This window comes from Tateyamaria algicola (assembly GCF_047715485.1).
GTDB lineage: Bacteria > Pseudomonadota > Alphaproteobacteria > Rhodobacterales > Rhodobacteraceae > Tateyamaria.
Map to the genome: position 1 here is coordinate 3,807,053 of NZ_CP180422.1, position 22,488 is coordinate 3,829,540.

The following is a 22,488-nucleotide window of genomic DNA, read 5'->3' on the forward strand; positions in this document are numbered from 1 at the left end:
ATACATGCTCAGGCTTGCCCGCCAGCGTCAAGGGGATGGCAGCCGGTACAGCAGTCAGGTGGGGCACATCGCAAAGCGGGGCCGCGCCAATACAGGCGGAGAAGATGATATGGCACGTGGTTTTTTGAGCGGCATGATCTGGGGCGGCGTTGTCAGCGTCTTGGGCGCGGGCATGGCGTCGATTGTAGCCGACGGCCCGATGCGCCCGGATGCCGGGGTCACGGCCCCTCTCGGCGCGGATGCGCCAGCGACGGGTGAAGGCAGCACAGCCGAGGCCGTGACGGACGCCGATCTGGTGCGGGACGGGGATGCGCCGCAAGTCACCTCGCCCGAGGCTGATGACGTGGCTGCAGCGACGGCTGCGGGCTCTGATACGCCCACCGTTCCCGAAACGGGCAGCGCCGATGATCTGGCAGGGCCTGCCGAAACGTCGGAGGCCGGGTCGGTGGCTGTGGGCGATGTGGCGCCCGTGCAACCCGGCGCGCCTGCCACGGCCCCCTCTGCGCCCGGCTCCGAAACGGAGTTGTCGATTTCGACCGAACCCGCACAGCCCACCGCACCGTCTGTGCCTGACACCTCTGGTGCCTTTGCCCCGGAGGTCGGTGACGCGCCCGAGGCGCCGGGCGCCGAAACCCCCGGGCCTGACACCGCAGAGGCGGCGGCCCCGCCAGAGCCCAACGTGGCCGTGGCGCCTGCCGAGGTGGAACAGGACGCCCCAGGCAACGACGTGATCGCCGCCGTACCCGCGCCGGACACGACAGGGCGCCCCACCATTGGCCGCCCGGCCGGATCGCTTGTCGATCGCACGCCGGATGTGCCGACTGTCCCGCAAGAGGCTGACGGAACGGACACTGGCGCACCGCCTATCGTCGCCTTTGCCGCGCCATTCGAAAACCCCGAGAGCAAGCCGCTCATGTCCATCGTCCTGATCGATGCGGGCATTGATCTAACGGGCGGCCCAGTCGGCCTTGCCGCATTGCAAAGCTTTCCCTATCCGCTGAGTTTTGCCGTTGATGCCAGCCTGTCGGATGCGGCCAAGCGCATGAGCGACTACCGCGCGCAGGGTTTCGAAGTGCTGGCGCTGGTTGATCTGCCACAGGGCGCAACCGCTGCAGATGCCGAAATCGCGTTGTCTGCCGCAATCGACGCGGTGCCCGAAGCCGTGGGGGTCATGGAAGGGCCCGGCACCGGCATTCAAGGCACGCGCGATGCGTCCGACCAGGTGGCCGAGGCGGTGCTGGCCACGGGCCACGGTCTTGTGCTGCAATCCAAGGGGTTGAACACGGCCCAAAAGCTGGCCGCGCGCTCTGGCGTGCCCACGGGTCTTGTGTTCCGCGACTTTGACAGCGCGGATCAAACGCCGACCGTCATCCGCCGCTTTCTGGATCAGGCGGCGTTTCGCGCCGGGCAGGAAGGGGGCGTGATCATGGTGGGACGGGTGCGGCCTGACACGATCTCGGCCCTGTTGCTATGGGGGTTGCAAGACCGCGCAGAACGGGTGGCACTCGCCCCGGTCTCTGCGGTTCTGACCACGCTGACGGAAGAGCAGTAGGGCCAGTTGCCTCAGATAATCTCGTCTTCGTCAAAGAGCGGATCGGCCTCGAGCTGCGCGCTGAGCGCGTCAACCGTGTCTTCATCCGCCGTCGGGCCAAGCGTGGCGAGGTGAAAGACCGCGTCGCCCTCGTTCACCACCGGCAGGACGGCGCGCCCGATCAGAATACCGGGGCCGGGGGCCAGCAATTCGGTCTCGACCTCACCCGCCGGGTCCGACACGGCGGCCAGCACATCGCCTTCTTCGACAATGTCCCCTTCGGCGCGGAAGGTGCGCAGCAGGCCGCCCGAGGGCGCGCGCAGCCAGCTGGATCCCGTGCAGATCAGCGAAGGCGCGCGGGCCTTCGAGATCCCTTTGGAGGCCAGCATGCCCTGATCGCGCATCACCCGCAGAATGCCCGCAACGCCCGCGCGCACGGCAAATTCGTCAAAGCGCAGCCCTTCGCCCGCCTCGTACAGCAACACGGGCGTGCCCCGGTCCGCCGCCTCACCCCGCAGGCTGCCCTCGCGCAGGGGTGATGTCAGGATCACGGGCGCGCCAAAGGCGCGGGCCATGCGGGCGGTTGTCTTGTCGCCCGGGGTGACACGGATCTGGGGCAGGTTGGTGCGGTGCTCGGCGGCCGAGTGCAGATCGATGCCAAAGTCGCAGCGCAGCACCACATCGTGCAGAAAGATATGCGCCAGGCGCGAGCCGAGCGAGCCTTGCGAGGTGCCCGGAAAGCAGCGGTTGAGGTCGCGCCGGTCTGGCAGATAGCGCGAGCGCGCGAGAAAGCCGAAACTGTTGACCACGGGCACGACAAGCACGGTGCCGCGCACATGCGCCATTTGCGGGGTGCGCAGCAGACGGCGCACGATCTCGACCCCGATCACCTCGTCACCGTGAACAGCGGCGCTGACGAACATGGTGGGGCCAGGCCGCTTGCCATGAATGACCTCGACCCGCAGGTTGACGGGGGTGTGGTCGGGCAGGGCCGAAACGGGCAGGGGCACCGAGGCGCGGGTGCCGGGGGCCACGCTCACGCTGTCCAGAACAAAGGGCTTTACCGGCATAGGCCTGCCACGCCCTTCTCTGTTCTCAAAAAATCCCCCCGGAGGGCCGATCAGCCATCCGCGCCGACATGGCTGATACAGGGCTCAACTGTTGCCCCCACCAAAGCGCGCGGCATCTTCTGCGGCGCGCCGTATGGCACCGGATTTGTGAACGGTTTCCATGAACTCGGCCTCGGGGTCGCTGTCATAGACAACGCCGCCCCCGGCCTGGATATAGAGTTTCTGGTCCTGCACCACGGCGGTGCGCAGGGCGATGCACATGTCCATGTCGCCGCCCGCGCTGAAATAGCCCACGCCGCCGCCATAGACGCCGCGCTTTTCGGGCTCCAACTCGTCGATGATCTCCATGGCGCGCACCTTGGGCGCACCGGACACTGTGCCCGCTGGCATCCCAGCAAAGAAGGCATCGAGCGCATCCTTGCCTTCGGCCAATTCACCGACAACGTTGCTGACGATGTGCATGACGTGGCTGTAGCGCTCGACGATGAACTCTTCGGTTGGGCGCACGGTTCCGATGCGCGCCACGCGGCCCACGTCGTTGCGCCCGAGGTCCAGCAGCATCAGGTGCTCGGCCAGTTCTTTCTTGTCAGCCAGAAGGTCGGCCTCGAGCGCGCGGTCTTCCTCCGGCGTGGCCCCGCGGGGTCTTGTGCCTGCAATAGGACGGATCGTGACTTCGCTGCCGAACACGCGCACCAGGATTTCGGGGCTGGCGCCCACAACCTGAAAGCCGCCGAAGTTGAAATAGAACATGAAGGGCGAGGGGTTGGTGCGCCGCAACGACCGATAAAGCGCAAAGGGCGGGTCGCGGAACTCTTGCGTCCAGCGCTGTGCAGGCACCACCTGAAAGATGTCGCCCGCCTTGATATAGTCGCGCGCCTTTTCGACCGCTTGCATGTAGCCCGACTTGGTAAAGTTCGACACGGGCGCGCTGGCCTCGCCCGCATCGCCCAGATCGCGCGTTTCGGTCGGCATGGCGCGTTCCAGATCGCGCACCGCATCCATCACCCGTTCGGCAGCTTGCGCATAGGCGGCGCGTGCCGATTGGCCATCGCTGACCCAGGCGGGGGACACCACGGTGACCTCGCCCTTGACCCCGTCGAGCACCGCAATGACGGACGGGCGCAGCATGATGGCATCCGGCAGGCCCAGCGGGTCCGGATTCACGTCCGGCAGATGTTCGACCAGTCGGATCATGTCGTAGCCGAGATAACCGAACAGGCCCGCTGCCGCCTGGGGCAGGGCATCGGGCAGATCAATGCGGCTTTCCTCGATGAGAGAGCGCAGCGTGTCGAGCGGGTTGCCTGCCACATCCTCGAACGCATCCGCATCATAGCGCGCCATGCGGTTGATGGCCGACGCCTCACCGTGGCAGCGCCAGATCAGGTCAGGCTTCATCCCGATGATCGAATAGCGCCCGCGCACCTCGCCGCCTGTGACGGACTCGAGCACGAACGCATCCTTTTGTGCGCCCGTGAGCTTCAGCATCAGGGACACGGGCGTGTCGAGGTCGGCGGCCAGCCGGGTATAGACCACCTGGTTCTTGCCCGCCGCGTAGTCGGCGGCAAAGCTGTCAAAGTCCGGGATCAGGGCCATCAGGGAAAGTTCACGTGCACGGCGTCAAGCGCCTGCTGGTTGATCTGGGGGCCTGCGCGCAGCACGACATCTTCGCTGAACAGGTTGAACAGTTCGGTCGCAACCAATTGACCGATCTCACCGCTCAGCCCTTCGGTTTCGGCCTGCAATTCTTCGTTGTTTTCGGCTGGGTTGATCGCATCGAGGCGCACAATCAGGATCGCGCCAAAACTGGGCACGATCCGCACGTTGCCCGGCTCCATCTCGAACACGGCTTCCATGAAGGCCGGGGGCGTGCCTTGTACGAATGCGCCGCGATCCAGATCCTCTTCGACAATGGAATCCAGCGCCTGGCTGGCAAAGCTTTCGCCTGCTTCCAGCGCGGGCAGTGCGGCCTCGGCCTGCGTCATCAGGCGGGCTTCGGTTTGTTCTGCGTCCCAGTTGGCGCGCACATTCAGCCGGGCCTCTTCGAAGGGGGCGGGGCGCGGTGCCAGCGTTTCCTCGAGGCGCATGGCAAAGATGCCGCCATCGTCCAACTGTATGATCTCGGGAAAATCATCCTCTGTCAGCTCGAGCGCGGCGTCGCGGAACCCGTCATAGCCGGCGATGTCTTCGCCCAGGGCGGGATACCAGTCGATCTTGCCCAGCTGCATGTCGGTCTCTTCGGCCAGCTCTTCCAGTGTGGCGCCCCCGGCGAGAAGGTTGTCCAGTTCTTCCGCCTGAAATTCGACCTGCCGACGCGCTGCATCCAGTGCAAGGCGTTGACGAAGCAGCGGCTCGGCCTCCTCAAAAGGCGTGTTCTGGGCGGGCAGGATGGCATTCACGCGAAACAGGGCTGGGCCCAGATTTGACGGGATCGGGCCAACGACATCGCCCACTTCGGCGGCGAACACCGCTTCGCCTGCGGCATCGAGTTCGAGGCGGGTCACATCGCCCAGATCGACATCTGCAAGGTTCAGGCCACGTTCCTGCACCAGCGCTTCGAACGTGGTGCCGTCGACTTCAAGCTGCGCGGCGGCGCGGTCTGCGGCGGCGGCGTCGAGGTAGACCAGCCGTTCGACCAGGCGACGTTCGGGGCGGTTGTATTCCGCTTCGCTCGCCTCGTATTCGGCGCGCAATGTGGCCTCTTCGATCGCGACGGAGTCGAGGATCATGTCGGGCAGCAGCACGGCGTAGGTGATACGCTTGGTTTCGGGCAGTTCGTAGTCGCCCAGATTTGCCTCGTAATAGGCGCGCAGCTCATCTTCGCTGGGTTCTGGCACCGGGTCGGTCAGGTCGGACTGGCCCAGGCGCACCCATGTGAAATTGCGGGTCTCGCCCAGAAAGGACACCAGCGTGCGGGCATAGGTGTCGGGCATCGTCACGCCGGACATGATGGCACCCTGCAAGAGTGAGCGCGCGACTTCCTCGCGCAGCTGGGTTTCAAACGCGCCTTCGCTGCTGCCGGATTGTTCCAGCGCAAAGCGGTAGGCGTCGCGGTCAAAGGTGCCGTCAAGACCACGGAAGCTGGGGATGTTCAGGATTTCGTCGCGCAGGGTTTCGTCGCCCACGCTCAGGCCCATCTGCTCGGCCTCGTGGTCAAGCGCGCGGGCCCGGACGATGCGCGACAGCACAGCCTGATCAAGGCCGATGGCCTGGGCGCGCGCAAAGGTGAGCTGGCTGCCGGTCTGCTGGCTGACGGCCTGGATTTCCTGTTGCAGCGTCCGCGCATAATCCTGAACGTCGATATGCTTGTCACCCACCTTGCCCACGGTGCGGATCGTGCCGCTGAGGTTAGTGGCGCCAAAGCCGCCCAGTGCAAGGATCAGCAAGCCCAGAAGGACCCAGACTGCGGTTTTCGACAGGTTGTTTGAGCCCTTGGCCATGCGTGCCCTCTTGTTGGGTTTGGTGGGGTTTGGCGATGTCTATCCGCGCACGCACCGGCGGGCAAGTGCGCATGGGCTCAGAGATCGAGCGCTGACAGCCTTGTGTAGAGTTCACCGATGCCTGCCGCGTCCAGATTGGCAAAGGCGATGCGCACTTGCTGGCGTCCTTCGGCTGCGTCGTCGGGCCAGAACATGGTGCCCGGCAGGCACAGGATACCGGCCTCTTTCACCAGCAGGGGCGCGAGATCGGCAGAGGACATCGCAAACGGGTGGGTCATGTAGGCGAAATAGGCGCCAAGGCCCAACAGGTTCCAGCCCTTGGCGGCCAGTTGCGAGAATCCATCGGCAATGGCGGCGCGGCGCGCGAGGATTTCATCACGCTCGCCTGCGACCCAGCCCCCGAGGTTTTCCAGCCCCCAAAGGGCTGCATATTGCCCGATCTGACCGGGACAGATGGCAACGGTGTCGAGGAATTTTTCGGCTTCGGCCAGACGCGCAGGCGAAGATACCAGCGCGCCAACCCGGTGGCCCGTCAAGCGGTAGGCCTTGGAGAAGGAATAGAGGTGGATAAACGTCTCTTCCCATCCGTCCTGCTGAAACAGGGTGTGCGGCGGGCCGGAGCGGCTGTCGAAGTCGCGATAGGTTTCATCCACCAGCAGCGCGATGCCCTTGGCGTGGGCAAGATCGTAAAAGGCGCGCACCAGATCTGCGGGGTATTCGACGCCAGCCGGGTTGTTCGGCGTGACCAGCGCGATGGCGCGGGTGCGGGGTGTGATCGACGCCCCTGCCACGGCGATATCGGGCAACATGCCGTTGCCGACAGCCAGGGGCACCGCCGCGACACCGGCCATGTCCAACCACATTTTGTGGTTGAAATACCAGGGGGTTGGCAGGATAACTTCATCCCCCTCGTCGCACAGGCTGGCAATCGCCGCAGCAAAGGCCTGGTTGCAGCCCGACGTGATTGAGACGTTATCGGCCGTCGTTGTCCCGCGATAATGCGTGTTGATCTGCGCGCTGAGACCCGCGCGCAAGGCGGGCATACCGAGCACGGGGCCATAAAGATGTGCATCGTCCTGCAGCAAGGCGGCGTCCGCCATGGCCTGTCGCAAGGCCTGGGGTGGCGGATCGACCGGGGCGGCCTGGCTGACGTTGATCAGCGGACGCTCGGGCGGAAAGGTCACGCCTTCGATCCATCGGCGCGCCTCCATCACCGGGGGGGCAAAGGTGGCGGCGGTGCGCGAAATGCTCATGGGTCAGCTCCGTTGGCGGGGGCCGGAGCCTCCGGCGGGGATTTTTTGGAACAGAGAAGGCGCGTGTTCACTCGGTGCCGCGATAGGGTTCGACATATTGCAGGGCCATGTCCCATGGAAAGAAGATCCACGTGTCCTGACTGACGCCAGTGATGAATGTATCCACCATCGGCTCACCCTTGGGTTTGGCATAGACGGTCGCAAAATGCGCGCGCGGATAAAGATCGCGCACCACTTCGAGGGTTTTGCCGGAATCGACCAGATCGTCGATGATCAGGATGCCTGTGCCATCGCCCATCAGGGCCTTGTCCGGGGATTTGAGGACAAGGGCGTCGCCTTGTGTTTGGTGGTCGTAGGACTTGACCGAGATCGTGTCGACCGTGCGCACATCCAGTTCGCGCGCGATGATCATCGCCGGGGCCATGCCACCGCGTGTGATCGCAACGATGCCGCGCCATGCGCCATCTTCGGGGCCTTGCCCGTCCAGCCGCCACGCCAGGGCGCGGCTGTCACGGTGGATCTGGTCCCAGCTGATGTGGAAGCCTTTTTCATGGGGCAGGCGGCTTGGGTCTTTGGGGGACATGTTACTTCTCCAGGATCAGGCGCAGGCCAAGCGCACCCAAGAGGGTGGCGGCAATGCGGTCAAGCAGGGGTTTGAGGCTGATATAGCCGCGCCGGGCGGGCGCGGAGCTGAGCAGAACAGCGAAGGTGCCGTAGACTGCGATTTCAAGCAGCCAGTGGTTCAGCACGATGATGGCGATGTCGGTCGGGGCGAGTCCCTGGGGAAAGACCACGACGATCACGGCGGCCGCAAAAAGCATGGATTTCGGGTTGCCCAGGTTCAGCAGAATGCCCGACAGAACGGCGCGCCTGTTGGGCGTCGGTGCATCGCTGAGCGGGTCGCGGGCGTGCCGCCAGGTCTGGATCGCGATCCATATGAGATATAATGCACCACCGATCTTGAGCGCCGTATAGGCCCAGGGAAAGACGGCGAAGACGGCCTCGAGCCCCAAGAGGGCGGCGAGGGTCCAAAGGGCTGCCGCCGTGCCAAGGCCCAGACCGGTGGCCATGCCCGCCGCGCGGCCAGAGGCCACGGTCGTTTTGATGAAGTAGAGCAGGGCCGCACCGGGGGCCGCAAGGGCTGCTAGCAGCACTGCGTTGAAGGCAATCAGATCGGCAAATGTCAGGCTCATCCGCTACCCCAATGCGATCTTGATGCCGAAGAGGCTGAGAATGCCACCGAAGGCGCGTTCGAACAGGCCCTTGATGCGGGCATAAACCGCACGGGGCGCGGACCGGGAAAACAGGGCGGCCACCGCAGCATACCACAGACATTCCACAACAAAGACAGTGACGAGGATCATTGCCGCGTCCGTCCAGGATGTGTCTGTGGGCAAGATGCCGGTAAAGACGGCGGCGAAATAGGCCAGCGCCTTTGGGTTGGCGAGGTTGGTAAACACGCCGGTGCGGACCAGACCACCAACATGGTAGGGGGCGGCGGCACCATCATCGGGCATAGGCGTGCGGGCGCCACGCCACAGGCCGATACCGACCCAGATCAGGAACAGGCCGCCGATGATCCGCAAGCCGGTCTGCAGCCATGGCGCGACCTCGAACAGCACCGAAAGTCCAGTCAGTGCCGCACTGGCCCAGACAAGGATGGCGAGTGCCAGCCCGACCGCCAGGGCCATCCCGGCCCCGATCCCGTGTGCCGCCGCCGTGCGGATGGTAAGCACCGTCGCGGGCCCCGGGCTCATCGCGATGAGCAGTTGCAAGAGCGCAAGAGAGGCGAGGGCGGCCAGCGTCATGATCTAGCCCTTGCTGATGTCCGGGGCGTCGACCGCTTTCATGCCGACGACGTGATAGCCCGCATCCACGTGCAGGTTTTCGCCGGTGGTGCCCGACCCGAGATCGCTGAGCAGGAACAGCGCAGACTTGCCGACATCTTCGATCGTGACATTGCGGCGCAGGGGCGAGTTGTACTCATTCCACTTCATGATGTAGCGGAAATCGCCGATGCCGCTGGCGGCCAGCGTCTTGATGGGGCCGGCGCTGATCGCGTTGACGCGGATGCCGTCCTTGCCCAGATCCTCGGCCAGATACTTGACCGACGCCTCGAGCGCGGCCTTGGCCACGCCCATGACGTTGTAATGGGGCATGACCTGCTCGGCCCCGTAATAGGTGAGGGTGACGGCGCTGCCGCCGTCCTTCATCATCTTTTCAGCGCGTTGCATCACGGCTGTGAAGGAGTAGACCGAGATATCCATGGTCAGGGCAAAGTTGCCCCGGCTGGTGTCCACATACCGACCGCGCAATTCGTTTTTGTCCGAAAAACCAATGGCATGGACAAGGAAATCCAACTGGCCCCAGCGCTCCTTCAGGCTGTCGAACAGCGCGTCAATCGAGGTTTCGTCGCCCACGTCGCAGGGCAGCACGATGTCGCTGTCCAGTTGCGCGGCGAGCGGATCGACACGTTTCTTGAGCGCCTCGCCCTGATAGGAGAACGCCAGTTCGGCCCCTGCCTCGTGCAGGGTGCGCGCAATCCCCCATGCAATGGATTTGTCATTGGCGAGCCCCATGATAAGGCCCCGCTTGCCTGCCATCAGCTTAGTCGCCATGTTTTCGCCCACCCGATCCCGTGTTTCTGGCGCTCAGCTTTAGGCCATTGGCATAAGCGCATCAAGGGAGCGCGGAGTGCTTGAACACTCCCCCAGGCAGGGCTAGCTGGGACATAACGGATGAAGGAGAGGCAGATGGCAGATCGCGACGGAAAATTTGCAGGTGACGACCCGTTCGAAATCGTGCGGGCCTGGATGGCCGAAGCCGAACAGAGTGAGGTCAACGATCCCAACGCAATCGCGCTGAGTACGGTGGATGCGGATGGCATGCCGAATGCCCGTATGGTACTGCTCAAGGATGTGGAGGACGGGGCCTTTGTCTTTTACACCAACTACGGCAGTGCCAAGGCGGCAGAACTGGATCACGCCGAAAAGGCGGCCTTTGTCATGCACTGGAAATCTCTGCGCCGTCAGGTGCGTGTGCGCGGTCACGTGGAAAAGGAAGAGGGTCCGCAGGCGGACGAATACTACGCATCGCGTTCGCTGAAATCGCGCCTTGGCGCCTGGGCCTCTGATCAGAGCCAACCGCTGGAAGGGCGCGCGCATCTGATGGCCAAAGTGGCCAAGGTGACGGCACAGCATGGTACCGATCCCAAGCGTCCACCGTTCTGGGGCGGCTACCGGATTACGCCGGTCGAGATCGAATTTTGGGCCGATGGCGCCTTCCGTCTGCATGACAGGTTTCGCTGGAGCCGTGAAAATCCGGGGCAACCCTGGCAGATCGCCCGGCTCAATCCCTGAATTTCATGTGACGTGAAATGCAATATTCTGAAAACAAAGACTTTTAAACCGCTTGAAAATGGTGTGCAAAATAGCGCAAGTCTTGTGGTACGACACAAAACACTCACAGAAAGACGCGTCGTGTCAGAACACTCAGAAGATACGGGCCTGGTCACGGGGACTGTGAAATGGTTCGACCCTGTGAAAGGGTTTGGTTTCATCCTGGCCGAAACGGGCGGCCCGGATATTTTGCTGCACGTCAATGTGCTGCGCAACTTTGGCCAGTCATCGGTTGCCGATGGCGCGGCCATACACGTGCGCGTGCAGCAAACCGACCGTGGCGTACAGGCCGTCGAAGTGGTGCAGATCGTGCCACCGCAGCAGGAAGAAACCTCGAATCTCACCGACATCGCCGACCTGGATTCCGCGGCGGTTGCGCGGGCGCCGTTGCAGCCCGGTCGCGTCAAATGGTTCGACAAGGGCAAAGGCTTTGGCTTTGCCAATGCATTTGGTTCTTCCGAGGATGTGTTCCTGCATGTAGAAGTGTTGCGGCGGTCGGGTCTGTCGGATCTGGCCCCGGGCGAGGCATTGGCGATGCGGGTGATTGATGGAAAACGTGGGCGAATGGCGGCCGAGGTTCTGGCTTGGGAAGCAGCGCTGCCGCGCGCGGATGACTAAAGCGGTTACACGCGTATTTGCGTCGTCGCGACGATTTGGCGTGGCTGTCTTTTTGACCTGCGCCATGCCCGTTGTCGCATTCGCGCAATGCAGCGACGATACAGTCTGGATTCGCGGTGAGTTCGGGCAGGCCAGATTCTCCGTCGAAATTGCGGATGATGAAGCGGAACGCGCGACCGGCCTGATGCATCGCCCGTCAATGGCGGCGTCGGCGGGCATGCTATTTATCTACCCGCGACCGCGCCGCTTGTCCTTCTGGATGCGCAACACGTTGATCGAACTGGATATGCTCTTTGTCGATCCCACTGGGGTTGTGCGCAACATCCATCACCGCGCGATACCTTTGGACGAGACATCGATCTTTGGCGGCAATGGTTTGACCCATGTGCTCGAAATCAATGGCGGCCTTGCCAAGATGCTCGGGATTTCCGTGGGCGATCAGTTGCGCCACCCCAGCTTTCCGCAGTCTGATGCGGCTTGGCCCTGTTAGGTCTTTTCAATCGCGCAAACCATGTCTAAGAGGGGCGCACGGTCGGAGCGTGGCGCAGCCTGGTAGCGCACCTGTTTTGGGTACAGGGGGTCGGAGGTTCGAATCCTCTCGCTCCGACCAGTTCACCAAATCATGTATTTGCGGCGATCCCGCCTGTGGCTGACAGCAGGCGATCCATCAGGGCATCCAGTTCGCGCTGCTTGAAATAGATGCGGCGCGGATTGCCGGATTTCTGCACGACTTCGGCAAAATATGACAGTTCCACGACAAACGACCCGTTGTCGGGGTTTGTCCGTTTCTGCACGACAAGCATCGGCGCCTCGAGCGCACCATCATATTGCAACAGCAAGAACGCAGCCACGTCCGGCGGTGGCAGGATGCGGCATTGCACCGTCGAGCGTGACACCTGGCGCAATTCATCACCGGGCGAGTCGCAGGAGGATCGGAATGCCGCGTCCAGCGGAACGGGCGCCGTTTCAAAAAGCGCCCGGCGAACGGGCAAATCTTGTTCCGATGTGGCGATCGTCTCTACATATTGTGGTGCGCACGCGCCGAGGGCGACCAGCAAAAAGGGCAATATAGGTCGCATCTGGGGCCTCATTTCAGGGATAATCGTAGATGACCACATTTTCCGCAGCGCGGCAAAAGCTTTCTACTTTTAAGTGTGTTAACTGTGGATAACTTCAAGTGAAGCATCCACAGGCGGGCCTAAGTCGCCCGCTTTTATCACAAATTGTGAGGTCACCCTCGGGATAAGAATTTCCTGCACCAGCGGCCTGTTAACCATTTGAATCAGGGGAGAGACCCGCGGCGCAGGCTGGTCGGAGGGTCAAGAAAAAAGATGTCAAAAAAGATTTAAAATATCGTTGACGGCACCCGGCCTCATACGTCAGTTTGTGTGGGCCGGGCGCTTCACCACAACATTTAGTGGGTAACACTAGGGGTGATCGCCAGTCACGAGGGACAGAACACACACAGCCAGTCACGGCATTCCCAGCAGGCCTGCACACTCAGCGCGCTTGCACGGGACGTCTTTGCCCTCGTGTTGGCACCGAATTCGGGCCCCCGCAACGCCGGGGCAACCCGGTAAAGATACATGCTGGAAACGAGGCAGCGCGATGAAAATTGAAAGACAGTTCACCAAGGCCGGTCAGGACGCTTACGCTGACCTAGATTTCGTGACCACGGTGTCCGAAATCCGTAATCCCGACGGCACAATCGTGTTCCGCCTGGACGAGGTCGAAGTGCCTGCCAAATGGTCACAAGTGGCCAGCGACGTCATCGCGCAGAAATACTTTCGCAAGGCGGGCGTCCCCTCCAAGCTGCAGAAGGTCGAAGAAGCGGACGTGCCCGAGTTCCTGTGGCGCTCCGAAGCGGCTGAGGGCGCTGAGATGGGTGGTGAGACGTCGTCCAAGCAGGTGTTTGACCGTCTGGCTGGCGCCTGGGCCTATTGGGGTTGGAAAGGTGGCTATTTCACCACCGAATCCGATGCTCGCGCCTACTATGACGAGATGCGCCACATGCTGGCGACCCAACGCGCCGCGCCGAATAGCCCGCAGTGGTTCAACACCGGTCTGCACTGGGCCTATGGCATCGACGGCCCTGCGCAAGGTCACCACTATGTCGACTACAAGACCGGCAAACTGACCAAGTCCAAATCGTCCTATGAGCACCCGCAGCCCCACGCCTGCTTTATCCAGTCTGTGTCGGACGATCTGGTCAATGACGGCGGTATCATGGACCTCTGGGTGCGGGAGGCGCGCCTGTTCAAGTACGGTTCGGGCACCGGCACCAACTTTTCGTCCTTGCGCGGCGAGGGTGAGAAACTGTCGGGCGGCGGCAAGTCGTCGGGCCTCATGGGCTTCCTCAAGATCGGTGACCGCGCAGCTGGTGCGATCAAGTCGGGCGGCACCACGCGCCGTGCGGCCAAGATGGTCATCGTCGATGCCGACCACCCCGACATCGAGGATTTCATCAATTGGAAGGTGATCGAAGAGCAGAAAGTGGCGTCCATCGTCGCAGGCTCCAAGATGCACGAAGAAAAGCTGAACGGCTTGTTCGCAGCCATCAAGGCCTGGGACGGCGCGGTCGAAGATGCTTACGATCCCAAGAAGAACGATGCGCTGAAAGAGGCGGTCAAGGCGGCCAAAAAGGTCGCGATCCCCGAGACTTACGTCAAGCGCGTGCTGGACTATGCACGCCAAGGCCACACCTCGATCGAATTCCCGACATACGACACCGACTGGGATAGCGAAGCCTACAACTCGGTCTCGGGCCAGAACTCCAACAACTCGATCCGCGTCACCAACGCCTTTTTGACTGCCGTCGAAAAAGACGCCGATTGGGAACTGATCAACCGCGTCGACGGCTCGGTCACCAAGACGGTCAAGGCGCGCGATCTGTGGGCCCAAGTTGGTCACGCGGCCTGGGCTTGCGCCGATCCCGGCATCCAGTACCACGACACCGTCAACGACTGGCACACATGCCCCGAAGATGGCGCGATCCGCGGTTCGAACCCGTGTTCGGAATACATGTTCCTCGACGACACGGCTTGTAACCTTGCGTCGATGAACCTGCTGACCTTCCTCAAGGATGGCCAGTTCCAGGTCGAGGATTACATGCATGCCTCGCGTCTCTGGACCGTGACGCTGGAAATCTCGGTCATGATGGCACAGTTCCCGTCCAAGGAGATCGCGCAGCGCTCTTACGACTTCCGCACTCTGGGCCTTGGCTATGCCAATATCGGTGGTCTGCTGATGAACATGGGCCACGGATATGACAGCGACGAGGGCCGTGCGCTCTGCGGTGCGCTGACGGCGATCATGACGGGCGTGGCCTATGCCACATCCGCCGAGATGGCGGGCGAGTTGGGGCCATTCCCTGGCTACAAGAGAAACGCCGACCACATGTTGCGGGTCATGCGCAACCACCGCACGGCAGCGTACGGATCGACCGAGGGCTACGAGAAGCTGGCGGTCAAACCCGTCGCGCTCGACCACGCCAACTGCCCTGATGCCCGCCTGATCGATGTTGCCATGTCCACATGGGACGAGGCGCTGAAACTGGGCGAGGCCAACGGCTACCGGAATGCGCAATCCACCGTGATCGCACCTACCGGCACCATCGGTCTGGTCATGGATTGCGACACCACGGGGATCGAACCTGACTTTGCGTTGGTGAAGTTCAAGAAGCTTGCCGGTGGCGGTTACTTCAAGATCATCAACCGCTCGGTGCCTGCGGCGCTGGAAAATCTTGGCTACGGCTCTGCCCAGATCGAGGAAATCGTCAGCTACGCGGTGGGCCACGGCTCCATCGGCAACGCCCCGGCGATCAACCACACGACGCTGGCGGGCCACGGCTTTGGCGCCAATGAGCTGGCCAAGGTGGATGCCGCACTGGAAAGCGCGTTCGACATCCGGTTCGTGTTCAACCAGTGGACGCTGGGCGAAGAGTTCTGCACTGGCGTGCTGGGCATCCCGGCGGACAAGCTGAACGACCCGACCTTCGATCTGCTGAAGTCGCTCGGTTTCTCCAAGGCCGACATCGACGCCGCTAACGACCATGTCTGCGGAACGATGACGCTGGAAGGGGCGCCGCACCTCAAGGAAGAGCACTACCACATCTTTGACTGCGCCAACCCGTGCGGCAAGAAAGGCAAGCGTTTCCTGAGTGTTGACAGCCACATCACCATGATGGCCGCGGCACAGTCCTTCATCTCGGGTGCGATCTCGAAGACGATCAACATGCCCAACGATGCGACTATCGAGGATTGCCAGAAGGCTTACGAACTCAGCTGGTCGCTGGGGGTGAAGGCCAACGCGCTTTACCGCGACGGCTCGAAACTCTCGCAACCTCTGGCTGCCTCGCTGGTCGAGGATGATGAGGACGCGCAAGAGGTTCTGGAAAGCGGATCGCCGGTTGAGAAGGCCACAGTCCTGGCCGAGAAGATCGTCGAAAAGGTCGTGGTGAAAGAGATCATCAAATCGCACCGCGAAAAGATGCCTCAGCGCCGCAAGGGCTATACTCAGAAAGCCATCGTGGGGGGCCACAAGGTCTATCTGCGCACGGGTGAGTATGAGGACGGCAACCTCGGTGAGATTTTCATCGACATGCACAAGGAAGGCGCTGGCTTCCGGGCGATGATGAACAACTTTGCCATCGCCGTGTCCGTGGGCCTGCAATACGGTGTGCCGCTGGAAGAGTTCGTGGACGCCTTCACATTCACCAAGTTCGAGCCAGCAGGCATGGTTCAGGGCAATGACAGCATCAAGAACGCGACATCGATCCTCGACTACGTGTTCCGCGAACTGGCTGTCAGCTACCTCGACCGCACCGATCTGGCGCATGTAAAGCCGGAAGGCGCAAGCTTTGACGACCTCGGTATGGGTGTCGAAGAGGGCGTGTCCAACGTATCCGAGTTGAGTGAAACAGCGGCGTCCAAGTCCTTGGAAGTGCTGAAACAAATCAGCTCGACAGGCTATCTGCGCAAGCGTCTGCCACAGGATCTCGTGGTGTTGCAGGGCGGCATGGCCGAGACCGGTGAGATGCTGGCGGATCCGTCTGCTGCGCTGCAAACGCTGGTGCCCGAAGTCGCCGTCGGCGGCGGGGTTGCGGTCAGCACAACCACGACAGCCGTGTCTTCGGGCTCGGTCAGCATGGATGCGCGCACCAAGGCCAAGATGCAGGGCTACGAGGGCGAGGCCTGCGGCGAGTGCGGCAACTACACACTGGTGCGCAACGGCACCTGCATGAAGTGCAACACCTGCGGCGGAACGTCCGGGTGTAGCTAAAAGAGATACGCGGCCCGGGGAAGGGGCGCGAGGGGGCTGGGCCGGTTTGGCCGGTCTGGCTCCCGACGAGACAGGGTGGGGCGCGACTTTAGTCCTTCCCATCCTTTTACAGGGGCAGAGAAATCTGCCTCTGGCACACGGGGCGGGTGCGCTCGCCCCCGACGACGTTCAGGCCGCAGGCAGAAAAGTACCGGGCGGTTAACATATTGAGCCTGAACGGCGAAACTAAAGGGGAGCGTTCGCGCTCCCCTCTTTTGTTTCAAGGACAGGGCGGCCTATCTCGCCACCGGCTCTTCATCCGCCAAGGTCAAGCGCAGGCGCGCCCGCGCACGTGCCAGGCGCGACATGACCGTGCCCAGCGGCAGCCCCGTGGCCGAGGCGAGCGCACGCGGAGAGCTTTCGCCCGCGACCACCAGATCCAGCAACTCGCGTTGGGGAGGCGGCAGTGTCGCGATGGCCGCCAGCGTGTCCGCGCAATCCAGACGGATCAGCGCGTCTGGCTCCGTCAGTGCGTGGGTCTCGTCCAATTCGTCCGTGGGCAGTTGCCGCCAGCCCCGGCGCGCACGGTTCGACAGGGTGCGCATCGCATAGGCGGGCAGATCTTCGATCTGTTTGCCCTCCCTCAGACGTTGGCACAGGCTCAGCAGGGTGTCCTGCACAATGTCTTCCGCCTCGCTTTGGCTGCGGGCCAGACGCCGCGCGCGACGGGTCAGCATGGGGATGAGAGGAACAAGGCGGCGTACGGGTACTGGATGTGTCATGCACCGAAAGGTGCGCCGTTCCTGCAGGCCTGAACAGCCCGGGGGTTTTTGCCTATTCCCAAACTGCCCCCTTTTTGGGCGACGGCTCGCCCATGCCGATCCCGCACATCGGCAGGGCATCGCGCGATTGTGCGGGTCAGGCGACGGATGCGGATGCTGGGCCGATTTTTGTGCTCATACTTGGTGAGGGCGCCACTCACGGACCCTCACAACGAAAACGAATAGGAGTTTCCCCTATGACCAAAATTGCCACTCTGACATTTATGGCTGCACTGGCCATCCCGGCACTCGCGATGGGTCAGGGCGCAGCCGATCTCGATACAAACCAGGACGGCGTGCTCACCATCGATGAAGTCCAGGCCAGCTTCCCCGAGATCACATCGGATGCGTTCTCGGCGATGGACCTGAATGCTGATGGGGCATTGGACGCTGACGAGATTGCTGCCGCACAGGAAGCGGGGCTGATGCCCGCCACGGACGGCTAAAGCGTCACCCGCTATTTCGCGCAACGCGTAGCCCATAAGGCGCGTGGTGACGTGAAAGGGTGGGGGTGTGAGGCCCGGTCTCCCCCCAGGGGCCGGGCCTCACTGTATTTACAATGCGGTTGCGTCCGCGGATGCGATGCTGCGCACAGATCTGACGACCGACAAGACGGCTCCATATGTGGGGCCGTCTTTCTTTGTGTCCTGTGGCCAGTGATGGGCGCATGGCGCGCATATCGGTTGCGTGCGGAACGACGAGGGCGTCTGCGCGTCTGGTCTGCTGAGGCTGTGTGGGGGAAGGGGTGCGGCCGGGGCCTGCGAGCGCCCGGGCAAAGGATCTGTCCCTTGCCCGGGCGGGTCGTATCAGAAGCGGATCGAACCGCGCAGGGTCAGGGTCGTTGCGTCAGCTTCGACACCGGTTCCGCCGATGTCATCAAAGCTGTGCTCAAGCAGTTCTGCCCCGATCGTGTAGCGATCTGTCACCTGGTAGGCGACGCCGAGGCCGTAGAACTCGCCCGTCTCCGAGCCAAGCGAGGTGTCCAGATCGGCGACACCTGCCGTGAAGTAGCCAAGCGTGCGGCCAAAGTCGTAGCCAGCGCGCAGTTTCAGGCGCGCCACGCTGTCAACCGAGGCGGCCCCGTTCAGGTCGATATCGGCAAAGTCATAGTCCAACTCGCCACCCAGAACGAAGGTGCCAAAGTCGTAGTCATAGCCGAGGTGCACACCGCCGAGGATATCGTCCCCGTCTGCGGTTCCGGACCCGTCAACATCGGCATAGCCGAGTTGCACACCGGCGTAACCGCCTGTCCAGTCACCGCCTGTGTCGATCACGGGTGCGGGCGGCGGGGGCGCTGGCGCGATGGGATCGGCAACCGGGGTGGTCGGCCCGGCGGCCAGTACTGGCCCACCCGCCAGCCCGATCAGGCCCGCCGTCAGGCCGGCGTAGATGCTGCGCGTCTTCATTATTCTGCTCCTTTTGCGACGATTTGAGTGTGACGGCATGCCGCCAGTGCCATTAGGTGGGGGGTTTTGTCCGCCGCTTCCAGATGCGGTGCCCTTGGGACCCACCTATCGGCAGTGGGTTGCACAAATGGGCCAAACCGATGCGCGGGGCGTCGCCAGAACGGCGTCGCAAACAGAACAGACAGGCGGTGTTTTGCGCAGCAGTGTGGCCAGAACACGGGTGGTGCGACGCGTCCACCCCGGGCTGGACAATGCGAGGGAGGCTTGTCGTGCAGGGATGCCGCTGCAAAATAGCGCTCGTGTCGCGCACCATCGGTGCCGAGCGTGGGCGCGCACCCCGGGGACGTCCGCAACCTCTTTGATGTGATCGCATTTATCGCACTCAAAAACGTGGACAGACCAAAACATGAATGACCAAACCCCAACGCGTTCCGGGGGCCGTGCTGCGCGCCGCGCCGCCCGTGCCGCCCCGCTTGCCGACCATTTGCGCCCAATCCGGGCCGGGCTGGAAGGGGGCACTTATACCCCGCTGACCCAGGCCGAGATCGAACGTATCCACCGCGCGGCCCTGGATGCGCTCGAGCAGATCGGCCTAGCCGACGCGCCCCCGTCGGGCATCGCATATCTGACAGCCGCTGGCGCCATTCTGGGCGAGGACGGCCGCATCCGCTTTCCCCGTGCCTTGGTCGAGGACACGTTGGCGCGCGCCAACCGCTCGATCACATTGATGGGCCGTGACCCGGCACATGACATGAACCTGTCCGGCACCCGTGTTCATTACGGCACGGCAGGCGCTGCGGTGCATCTGGTCGAGGTCAATGGGCGCGAATACCGAGAAAGCGGTGTGCAAGACCTGCACGATGCCGCGCGGATCGCGGATCAGCTTGATAACATTCACTTTCTTCAGCGGCCCATGATCTGCCGCGATATCTCTGACACGATCGAGATGGAGTATAATTCTGTCTTTGCCTGCGTGTCGGGCACGACCAAACATGTCGGCACCAGCTTTACCGGCCCCGAATGCGTCGGACCCGCGATGGAGATGTTGCACATGATCGCGGGTGGCGAGGACAAGTGGCGCGAACGCCCCTTCGTGACCAATTCCAACTGCTTCGTGGTGCCACCGATGAAGTTCGCCTCGGAAAGCTGCGAGGTGATGGAGGCGTGCATCAAGGCAGGCATGCCCGTGCTTTTGTTGTCGGCGGGCATGTCCGGTGCGACGGCGCCGCCCACGATTGCGGGCGCCATCGTCCAAGCTGTGGCCGAATGCCTTGCCGGTCTCGTCTATGTCAACGCGGTGAAACCGGGCGCACCGGCGGTGTTTGGCACCTGGCCCTTTGGCCTTGATCTGCGCACGGGCGCGATGAGCATCGGGTCGGGCGAGCAGGCCTTGCTGACGGCGGGTTGTGCGCAGATGCATCAGTTCTACGACTTGCCCGGCGGGGCCGCCGCTGGTGCGTCTGACAGCAACATGCCGGACATGCAGGCCGGGTGGGAGCAGATGTGTTCCAACGTGATGGCCGGACTGTCGGGGCTGAACATGGTTTATGAGGCCGCGGGCATGCACGCGTCGCTTTTGGGCTTTTGCCACGAGTCGCTGATCCTGGGGGATGACATCATCGGGCAGGCGTTGCGCTGTGTGCGTGGCATCGAAGTGACCGATGAGACGCTTGCGGTGGACCAGATTGCCGATGTGTGCCTGTCGGGCCCCGGACATTACCTGGGGACCGAACAGACCCTGAGTGGGATGCAGACCAATTGCGTCTATCCCTCCATGGGCAGTCGGACGTCTCCCAAGGAATGGCTGGAACTGGGCAAGCCGGACCTGATTGCCAAGGCCACCGCGCGCAAGGAAGAGATTCTGGCGATGCGCCCCAAGGCTGCGTTGGATCCAGAGCTGGATGCGGCGGTTCGAGCAAGGTTCAACATCCACTTGCCTGCGTTCGGATAGGGCGGGGCGGAGGACACCTCCGCCTTACTTGAAGAAGTCCGGCGAGTTGCTGCAATGGTGCGGGGCGGAGGGTCACCTCCGCCTTACGCGGCACTGGCGCGCTGTTCGGCAAAGGCGCAGAGCTGCTGCAGCGCTGCCTCGAACGCTGCGTCCTCGATCGTCATCGCAACGCGGATATGGCCCGCAGCTGCCGCGCCAAAGCTTTCGCCCGGCATGACCGCGATGTGATGCGTGTCCAGAAGTGCGTTGGCAAATTCGTCCCCGCTCATCCCCGTGGCGCGGATGTCGAGCATCAGGTACATTGCCCCCTGCGCCGGGATCAGCCCGACAGTGTTCTGCCCCGCCAGCACACGTTGTGCGATGGCGCGGCGGCGGCGGAAGGGGGCGGCGATGTCTTCTTCGAATTCTGGACCTTGGGTCAGCGCAAAGACGCTTGCGTCCTGGATGAAACCGGGCACGCCGTAGGTGGTGTGAGTGGCAAAGGTGATGAGATGCGCAATCACCTCTTGTGGCCCGATCAGCCAGCCGCAGCGAGATCCCGTCATCGCGTGGCTTTTCGACATGGAGCCGACGACCAGCGTGCGTTCGGCCATGCCGGGCAGGGCACGCGGAGACAAGTGATCGCCCTCCCACACTTGCGTGTCATAGACCTCGTCCGAGATCAGCCACAGATCATGGCGCTGGCAGACATCTGCAATCCCCTCAAGCGTGGCGCGCGAATAGACGGTGCCAGTGGGGTTGTTGGGCGAGTTGATCAGCAGGCTATGCGCACCTTCTGCGGCGGCCTCGATATCGCTGGCGCGCGGTTGAAAGGCATCCTCGGCCCGCGTCTGGACCGCGCGCGGGATGGCCGACACACCGCGCAGCGTGCCGGGATAGGTGGCATAGTAGGGATCAAGGTACAGGGCCACATCCCCGGGATCACAGGCGGCGGCGTGGGCGGCAAACAGCGCCGATTGTCCACCGGGTGTGATCAGGACATTGTCGCGTGTGGTCGCCACGCCCGTGCGGTCCTGGGTGCGTTGCGCAACGGTATCGCGCAGCGTGTCCGTGCCGGGGACCATCGCGTAGCCGGTGTGACTGCCAAGGGCGCTGTCATGCATCTGCTGCAGGATTGGCGCGGCGGTGCGGATGTCATGTTCGCCGATCGTGAGTTCGGTGACGCGCGTGCCTGCTGCGATCATGCGCCGGGCCTTGATGAACACATCCCAGCCGTCCGAACCGCCGCCGGTCAGGGTTTGCATACGTTGCGAGAGGTTCATGGGCGGCTCCTTGGCGGGGTTTGCGCCAAGGGGTCAGAGGGCGAGGGCGATGTCAACACGCGGACTGGGGCGCAGCCCCAGACCCCGGGATTTTTTCGAACAGAGAAGGGGGTGGGCGGCGCGTTCAGGTGTCATCCTGCCATGTGGCAAGGGCGGCTTGTGCCTTTTTCGGCAGGCTTTTCCGGATCAGGCCGTAGGAGAGATGAATGCGGTCCTGCAACGCTGCGGCGCCGGGGTGATCGAAGGGGATACGCACCCAGGACCGGTGAAAATACTTCGCTTTGATGGCGGCCTCGATCTCGATCAGGAACTGTGCGCTTTCAGGATCGGCAGTCTTGACCGAGACACCGTCCAGCGCATGGCCGTAGCAGGCGAACATCTTGTCGCCGACTTTCCACGCTTCGAGCCCGCCATCGGCGTTGGAGTGATACCAGGCGCCGGGCAAAGCGGCGCAGATGCGGTTTGCGTTGTCGAGGGTCATG

The 22,488-nt window shown here is 62.9% G+C and carries 20 protein-coding genes and 1 tRNA gene; 8 read left to right on the top strand and 13 right to left on the bottom strand.

The features are described from left to right. The first annotated feature begins 109 nt into the window (after nucleotides 1-109). Nucleotides 110-1,552 carry a divergent polysaccharide deacetylase family protein gene (locus tag ACMHLQ_RS21250; RefSeq protein WP_415402664.1) on the top strand — a complete coding sequence of 481 codons (1,443 nt, stop codon included), beginning with the start codon at nucleotides 110-112 and terminating at the stop codon, nucleotides 1,550-1,552. A gap of 11 nt (nucleotides 1,553-1,563) precedes the next feature. Here ACMHLQ_RS21250 and ACMHLQ_RS21255 read toward each other — a convergent pair whose 3' ends face one another. The 8 genes from ACMHLQ_RS21255 to fabI all read right to left on the bottom strand — a co-directional run bounded on the left by ACMHLQ_RS21255 (nucleotide 1,564) and on the right by fabI (nucleotide 9,909). After that, a complete protein-coding gene (locus tag ACMHLQ_RS21255) occupies nucleotides 1,564-2,601 on the bottom strand; it encodes a succinylglutamate desuccinylase/aspartoacylase family protein (protein ID WP_415402665.1) in 1,038 nt (345 codons plus the stop codon). An 84-nt stretch (nucleotides 2,602-2,685) separates the two neighbouring features. Next, nucleotides 2,686-4,194 carry an anthranilate synthase component I gene (gene trpE / locus ACMHLQ_RS21260; RefSeq protein ID WP_415402666.1) on the bottom strand — a complete coding sequence of 503 codons (1,509 nt, stop codon included), beginning with the start codon at nucleotides 4,192-4,194 and terminating at the stop codon, nucleotides 2,686-2,688. Continuing rightward, nucleotides 4,194-6,038 carry a peptidyl-prolyl cis-trans isomerase gene (locus ACMHLQ_RS21265; protein ID WP_415402667.1) on the bottom strand — a complete coding sequence of 615 codons (1,845 nt, stop codon included), beginning with the start codon at nucleotides 6,036-6,038 and terminating at the stop codon, nucleotides 4,194-4,196. The genes trpE and ACMHLQ_RS21265 overlap by 1 nt, the downstream gene beginning before the upstream one ends. Nucleotides 6,039-6,115: 77 nt before the next feature. Beyond that, nucleotides 6,116-7,291, bottom strand: coding sequence for an aminotransferase (locus tag ACMHLQ_RS21270; RefSeq protein ID WP_415402669.1), 1,176 nt, complete (start codon nucleotides 7,289-7,291; stop codon nucleotides 6,116-6,118). A gap of 67 nt (nucleotides 7,292-7,358) precedes the next feature. Next, entirely contained in the window at nucleotides 7,359-7,874 is a 516-nt protein-coding gene (gene gpt / locus ACMHLQ_RS21275) for a xanthine phosphoribosyltransferase (protein WP_415402670.1), read from the bottom strand. Nucleotide 7,875: 1 nt separating this feature from the next. Next, nucleotides 7,876-8,484, bottom strand: coding sequence for a LysE family translocator (locus ACMHLQ_RS21280; protein ID WP_415402671.1), 609 nt, complete (start codon nucleotides 8,482-8,484; stop codon nucleotides 7,876-7,878). Nucleotides 8,485-8,487: 3 nt separating this feature from the next. Then, nucleotides 8,488-9,099, bottom strand: a complete 612-nt coding sequence (locus ACMHLQ_RS21285) for a LysE family transporter (RefSeq protein ID WP_415402672.1) — start codon at nucleotides 9,097-9,099, stop codon at nucleotides 8,488-8,490. 3 nt (nucleotides 9,100-9,102) lie between these two features. Next, a complete protein-coding gene (gene fabI, locus ACMHLQ_RS21290; protein WP_415402673.1) occupies nucleotides 9,103-9,909 on the bottom strand; it encodes an enoyl-ACP reductase FabI in 807 nt (268 codons plus the stop codon). 135 nt (nucleotides 9,910-10,044) lie between these two features. Here fabI and pdxH point away from each other — a divergent pair, with 135 nt between their 5' ends. The 4 genes from pdxH to ACMHLQ_RS21310 all read left to right on the top strand — a co-directional run bounded on the left by pdxH (nucleotide 10,045) and on the right by ACMHLQ_RS21310 (nucleotide 11,917). Then, nucleotides 10,045-10,650, top strand: coding sequence for a pyridoxamine 5'-phosphate oxidase (gene pdxH, locus ACMHLQ_RS21295; RefSeq protein ID WP_415402674.1), 606 nt, complete (start codon nucleotides 10,045-10,047; stop codon nucleotides 10,648-10,650). A 120-nt stretch (nucleotides 10,651-10,770) separates the two neighbouring features. Beyond that, on the top strand, nucleotides 10,771-11,307 hold the full coding sequence (locus tag ACMHLQ_RS21300; protein ID WP_415405327.1) for a cold-shock protein: 537 nt from the start codon (nucleotides 10,771-10,773) through the stop codon (nucleotides 11,305-11,307). Between the two features lie 64 nt (nucleotides 11,308-11,371). Then, nucleotides 11,372-11,797, top strand: coding sequence for a DUF192 domain-containing protein (locus tag ACMHLQ_RS21305; protein ID WP_415402675.1), 426 nt, complete (start codon nucleotides 11,372-11,374; stop codon nucleotides 11,795-11,797). Between the two features lie 43 nt (nucleotides 11,798-11,840). Next, nucleotides 11,841-11,917, top strand: a tRNA-Pro gene (locus ACMHLQ_RS21310). Nucleotides 11,918-11,927: 10 nt separating this feature from the next. Here ACMHLQ_RS21310 and ACMHLQ_RS21315 read toward each other — a convergent pair. Then, on the bottom strand, nucleotides 11,928-12,386 hold the full coding sequence (locus tag ACMHLQ_RS21315) for a hypothetical protein (RefSeq protein ID WP_415402677.1): 459 nt from the start codon (nucleotides 12,384-12,386) through the stop codon (nucleotides 11,928-11,930). A 529-nt stretch (nucleotides 12,387-12,915) separates the two neighbouring features. Between ACMHLQ_RS21315 and ACMHLQ_RS21320 the strand changes: the two genes are divergently transcribed. Further along, on the top strand, nucleotides 12,916-16,587 hold the full coding sequence (locus ACMHLQ_RS21320; protein ID WP_415402678.1) for a vitamin B12-dependent ribonucleotide reductase: 3,672 nt from the start codon (nucleotides 12,916-12,918) through the stop codon (nucleotides 16,585-16,587). A gap of 275 nt (nucleotides 16,588-16,862) precedes the next feature. Here ACMHLQ_RS21320 and ACMHLQ_RS21325 read toward each other — a convergent pair whose 3' ends face one another. Continuing rightward, on the bottom strand, nucleotides 16,863-17,303 hold the full coding sequence (locus ACMHLQ_RS21325; protein ID WP_415402679.1) for an RNA polymerase sigma factor: 441 nt from the start codon (nucleotides 17,301-17,303) through the stop codon (nucleotides 16,863-16,865). A 281-nt stretch (nucleotides 17,304-17,584) separates the two neighbouring features. Here ACMHLQ_RS21325 and ACMHLQ_RS21330 point away from each other — a divergent pair, with 281 nt between their 5' ends. Further along, on the top strand, nucleotides 17,585-17,833 hold the full coding sequence (locus ACMHLQ_RS21330; RefSeq protein WP_415402680.1) for a hypothetical protein: 249 nt from the start codon (nucleotides 17,585-17,587) through the stop codon (nucleotides 17,831-17,833). Nucleotides 17,834-18,193: 360 nt separating this feature from the next. On the opposite strand, the gene ACMHLQ_RS21335 is transcribed toward ACMHLQ_RS21330, so the two are convergent. Next, on the bottom strand, nucleotides 18,194-18,793 hold the full coding sequence (locus tag ACMHLQ_RS21335; protein ID WP_415402681.1) for an outer membrane protein: 600 nt from the start codon (nucleotides 18,791-18,793) through the stop codon (nucleotides 18,194-18,196). Nucleotides 18,794-19,199: 406 nt separating this feature from the next. Here ACMHLQ_RS21335 and ACMHLQ_RS21340 point away from each other — a divergent pair, with 406 nt between their 5' ends. Beyond that, on the top strand, nucleotides 19,200-20,744 hold the full coding sequence (locus ACMHLQ_RS21340; protein ID WP_415402682.1) for a trimethylamine methyltransferase family protein: 1,545 nt from the start codon (nucleotides 19,200-19,202) through the stop codon (nucleotides 20,742-20,744). An 83-nt stretch (nucleotides 20,745-20,827) separates the two neighbouring features. On the opposite strand, the gene ACMHLQ_RS21345 is transcribed toward ACMHLQ_RS21340, so the two are convergent. Next, a complete protein-coding gene (locus ACMHLQ_RS21345) occupies nucleotides 20,828-22,006 on the bottom strand; it encodes a pyridoxal phosphate-dependent aminotransferase (protein WP_415402683.1) in 1,179 nt (392 codons plus the stop codon). A 124-nt stretch (nucleotides 22,007-22,130) separates the two neighbouring features. After that, a complete protein-coding gene (locus ACMHLQ_RS21350) occupies nucleotides 22,131-22,487 on the bottom strand; it encodes an MmcQ/YjbR family DNA-binding protein (protein ID WP_415402684.1) in 357 nt (118 codons plus the stop codon). Nucleotide 22,488 lies beyond the last annotated feature (1 nt).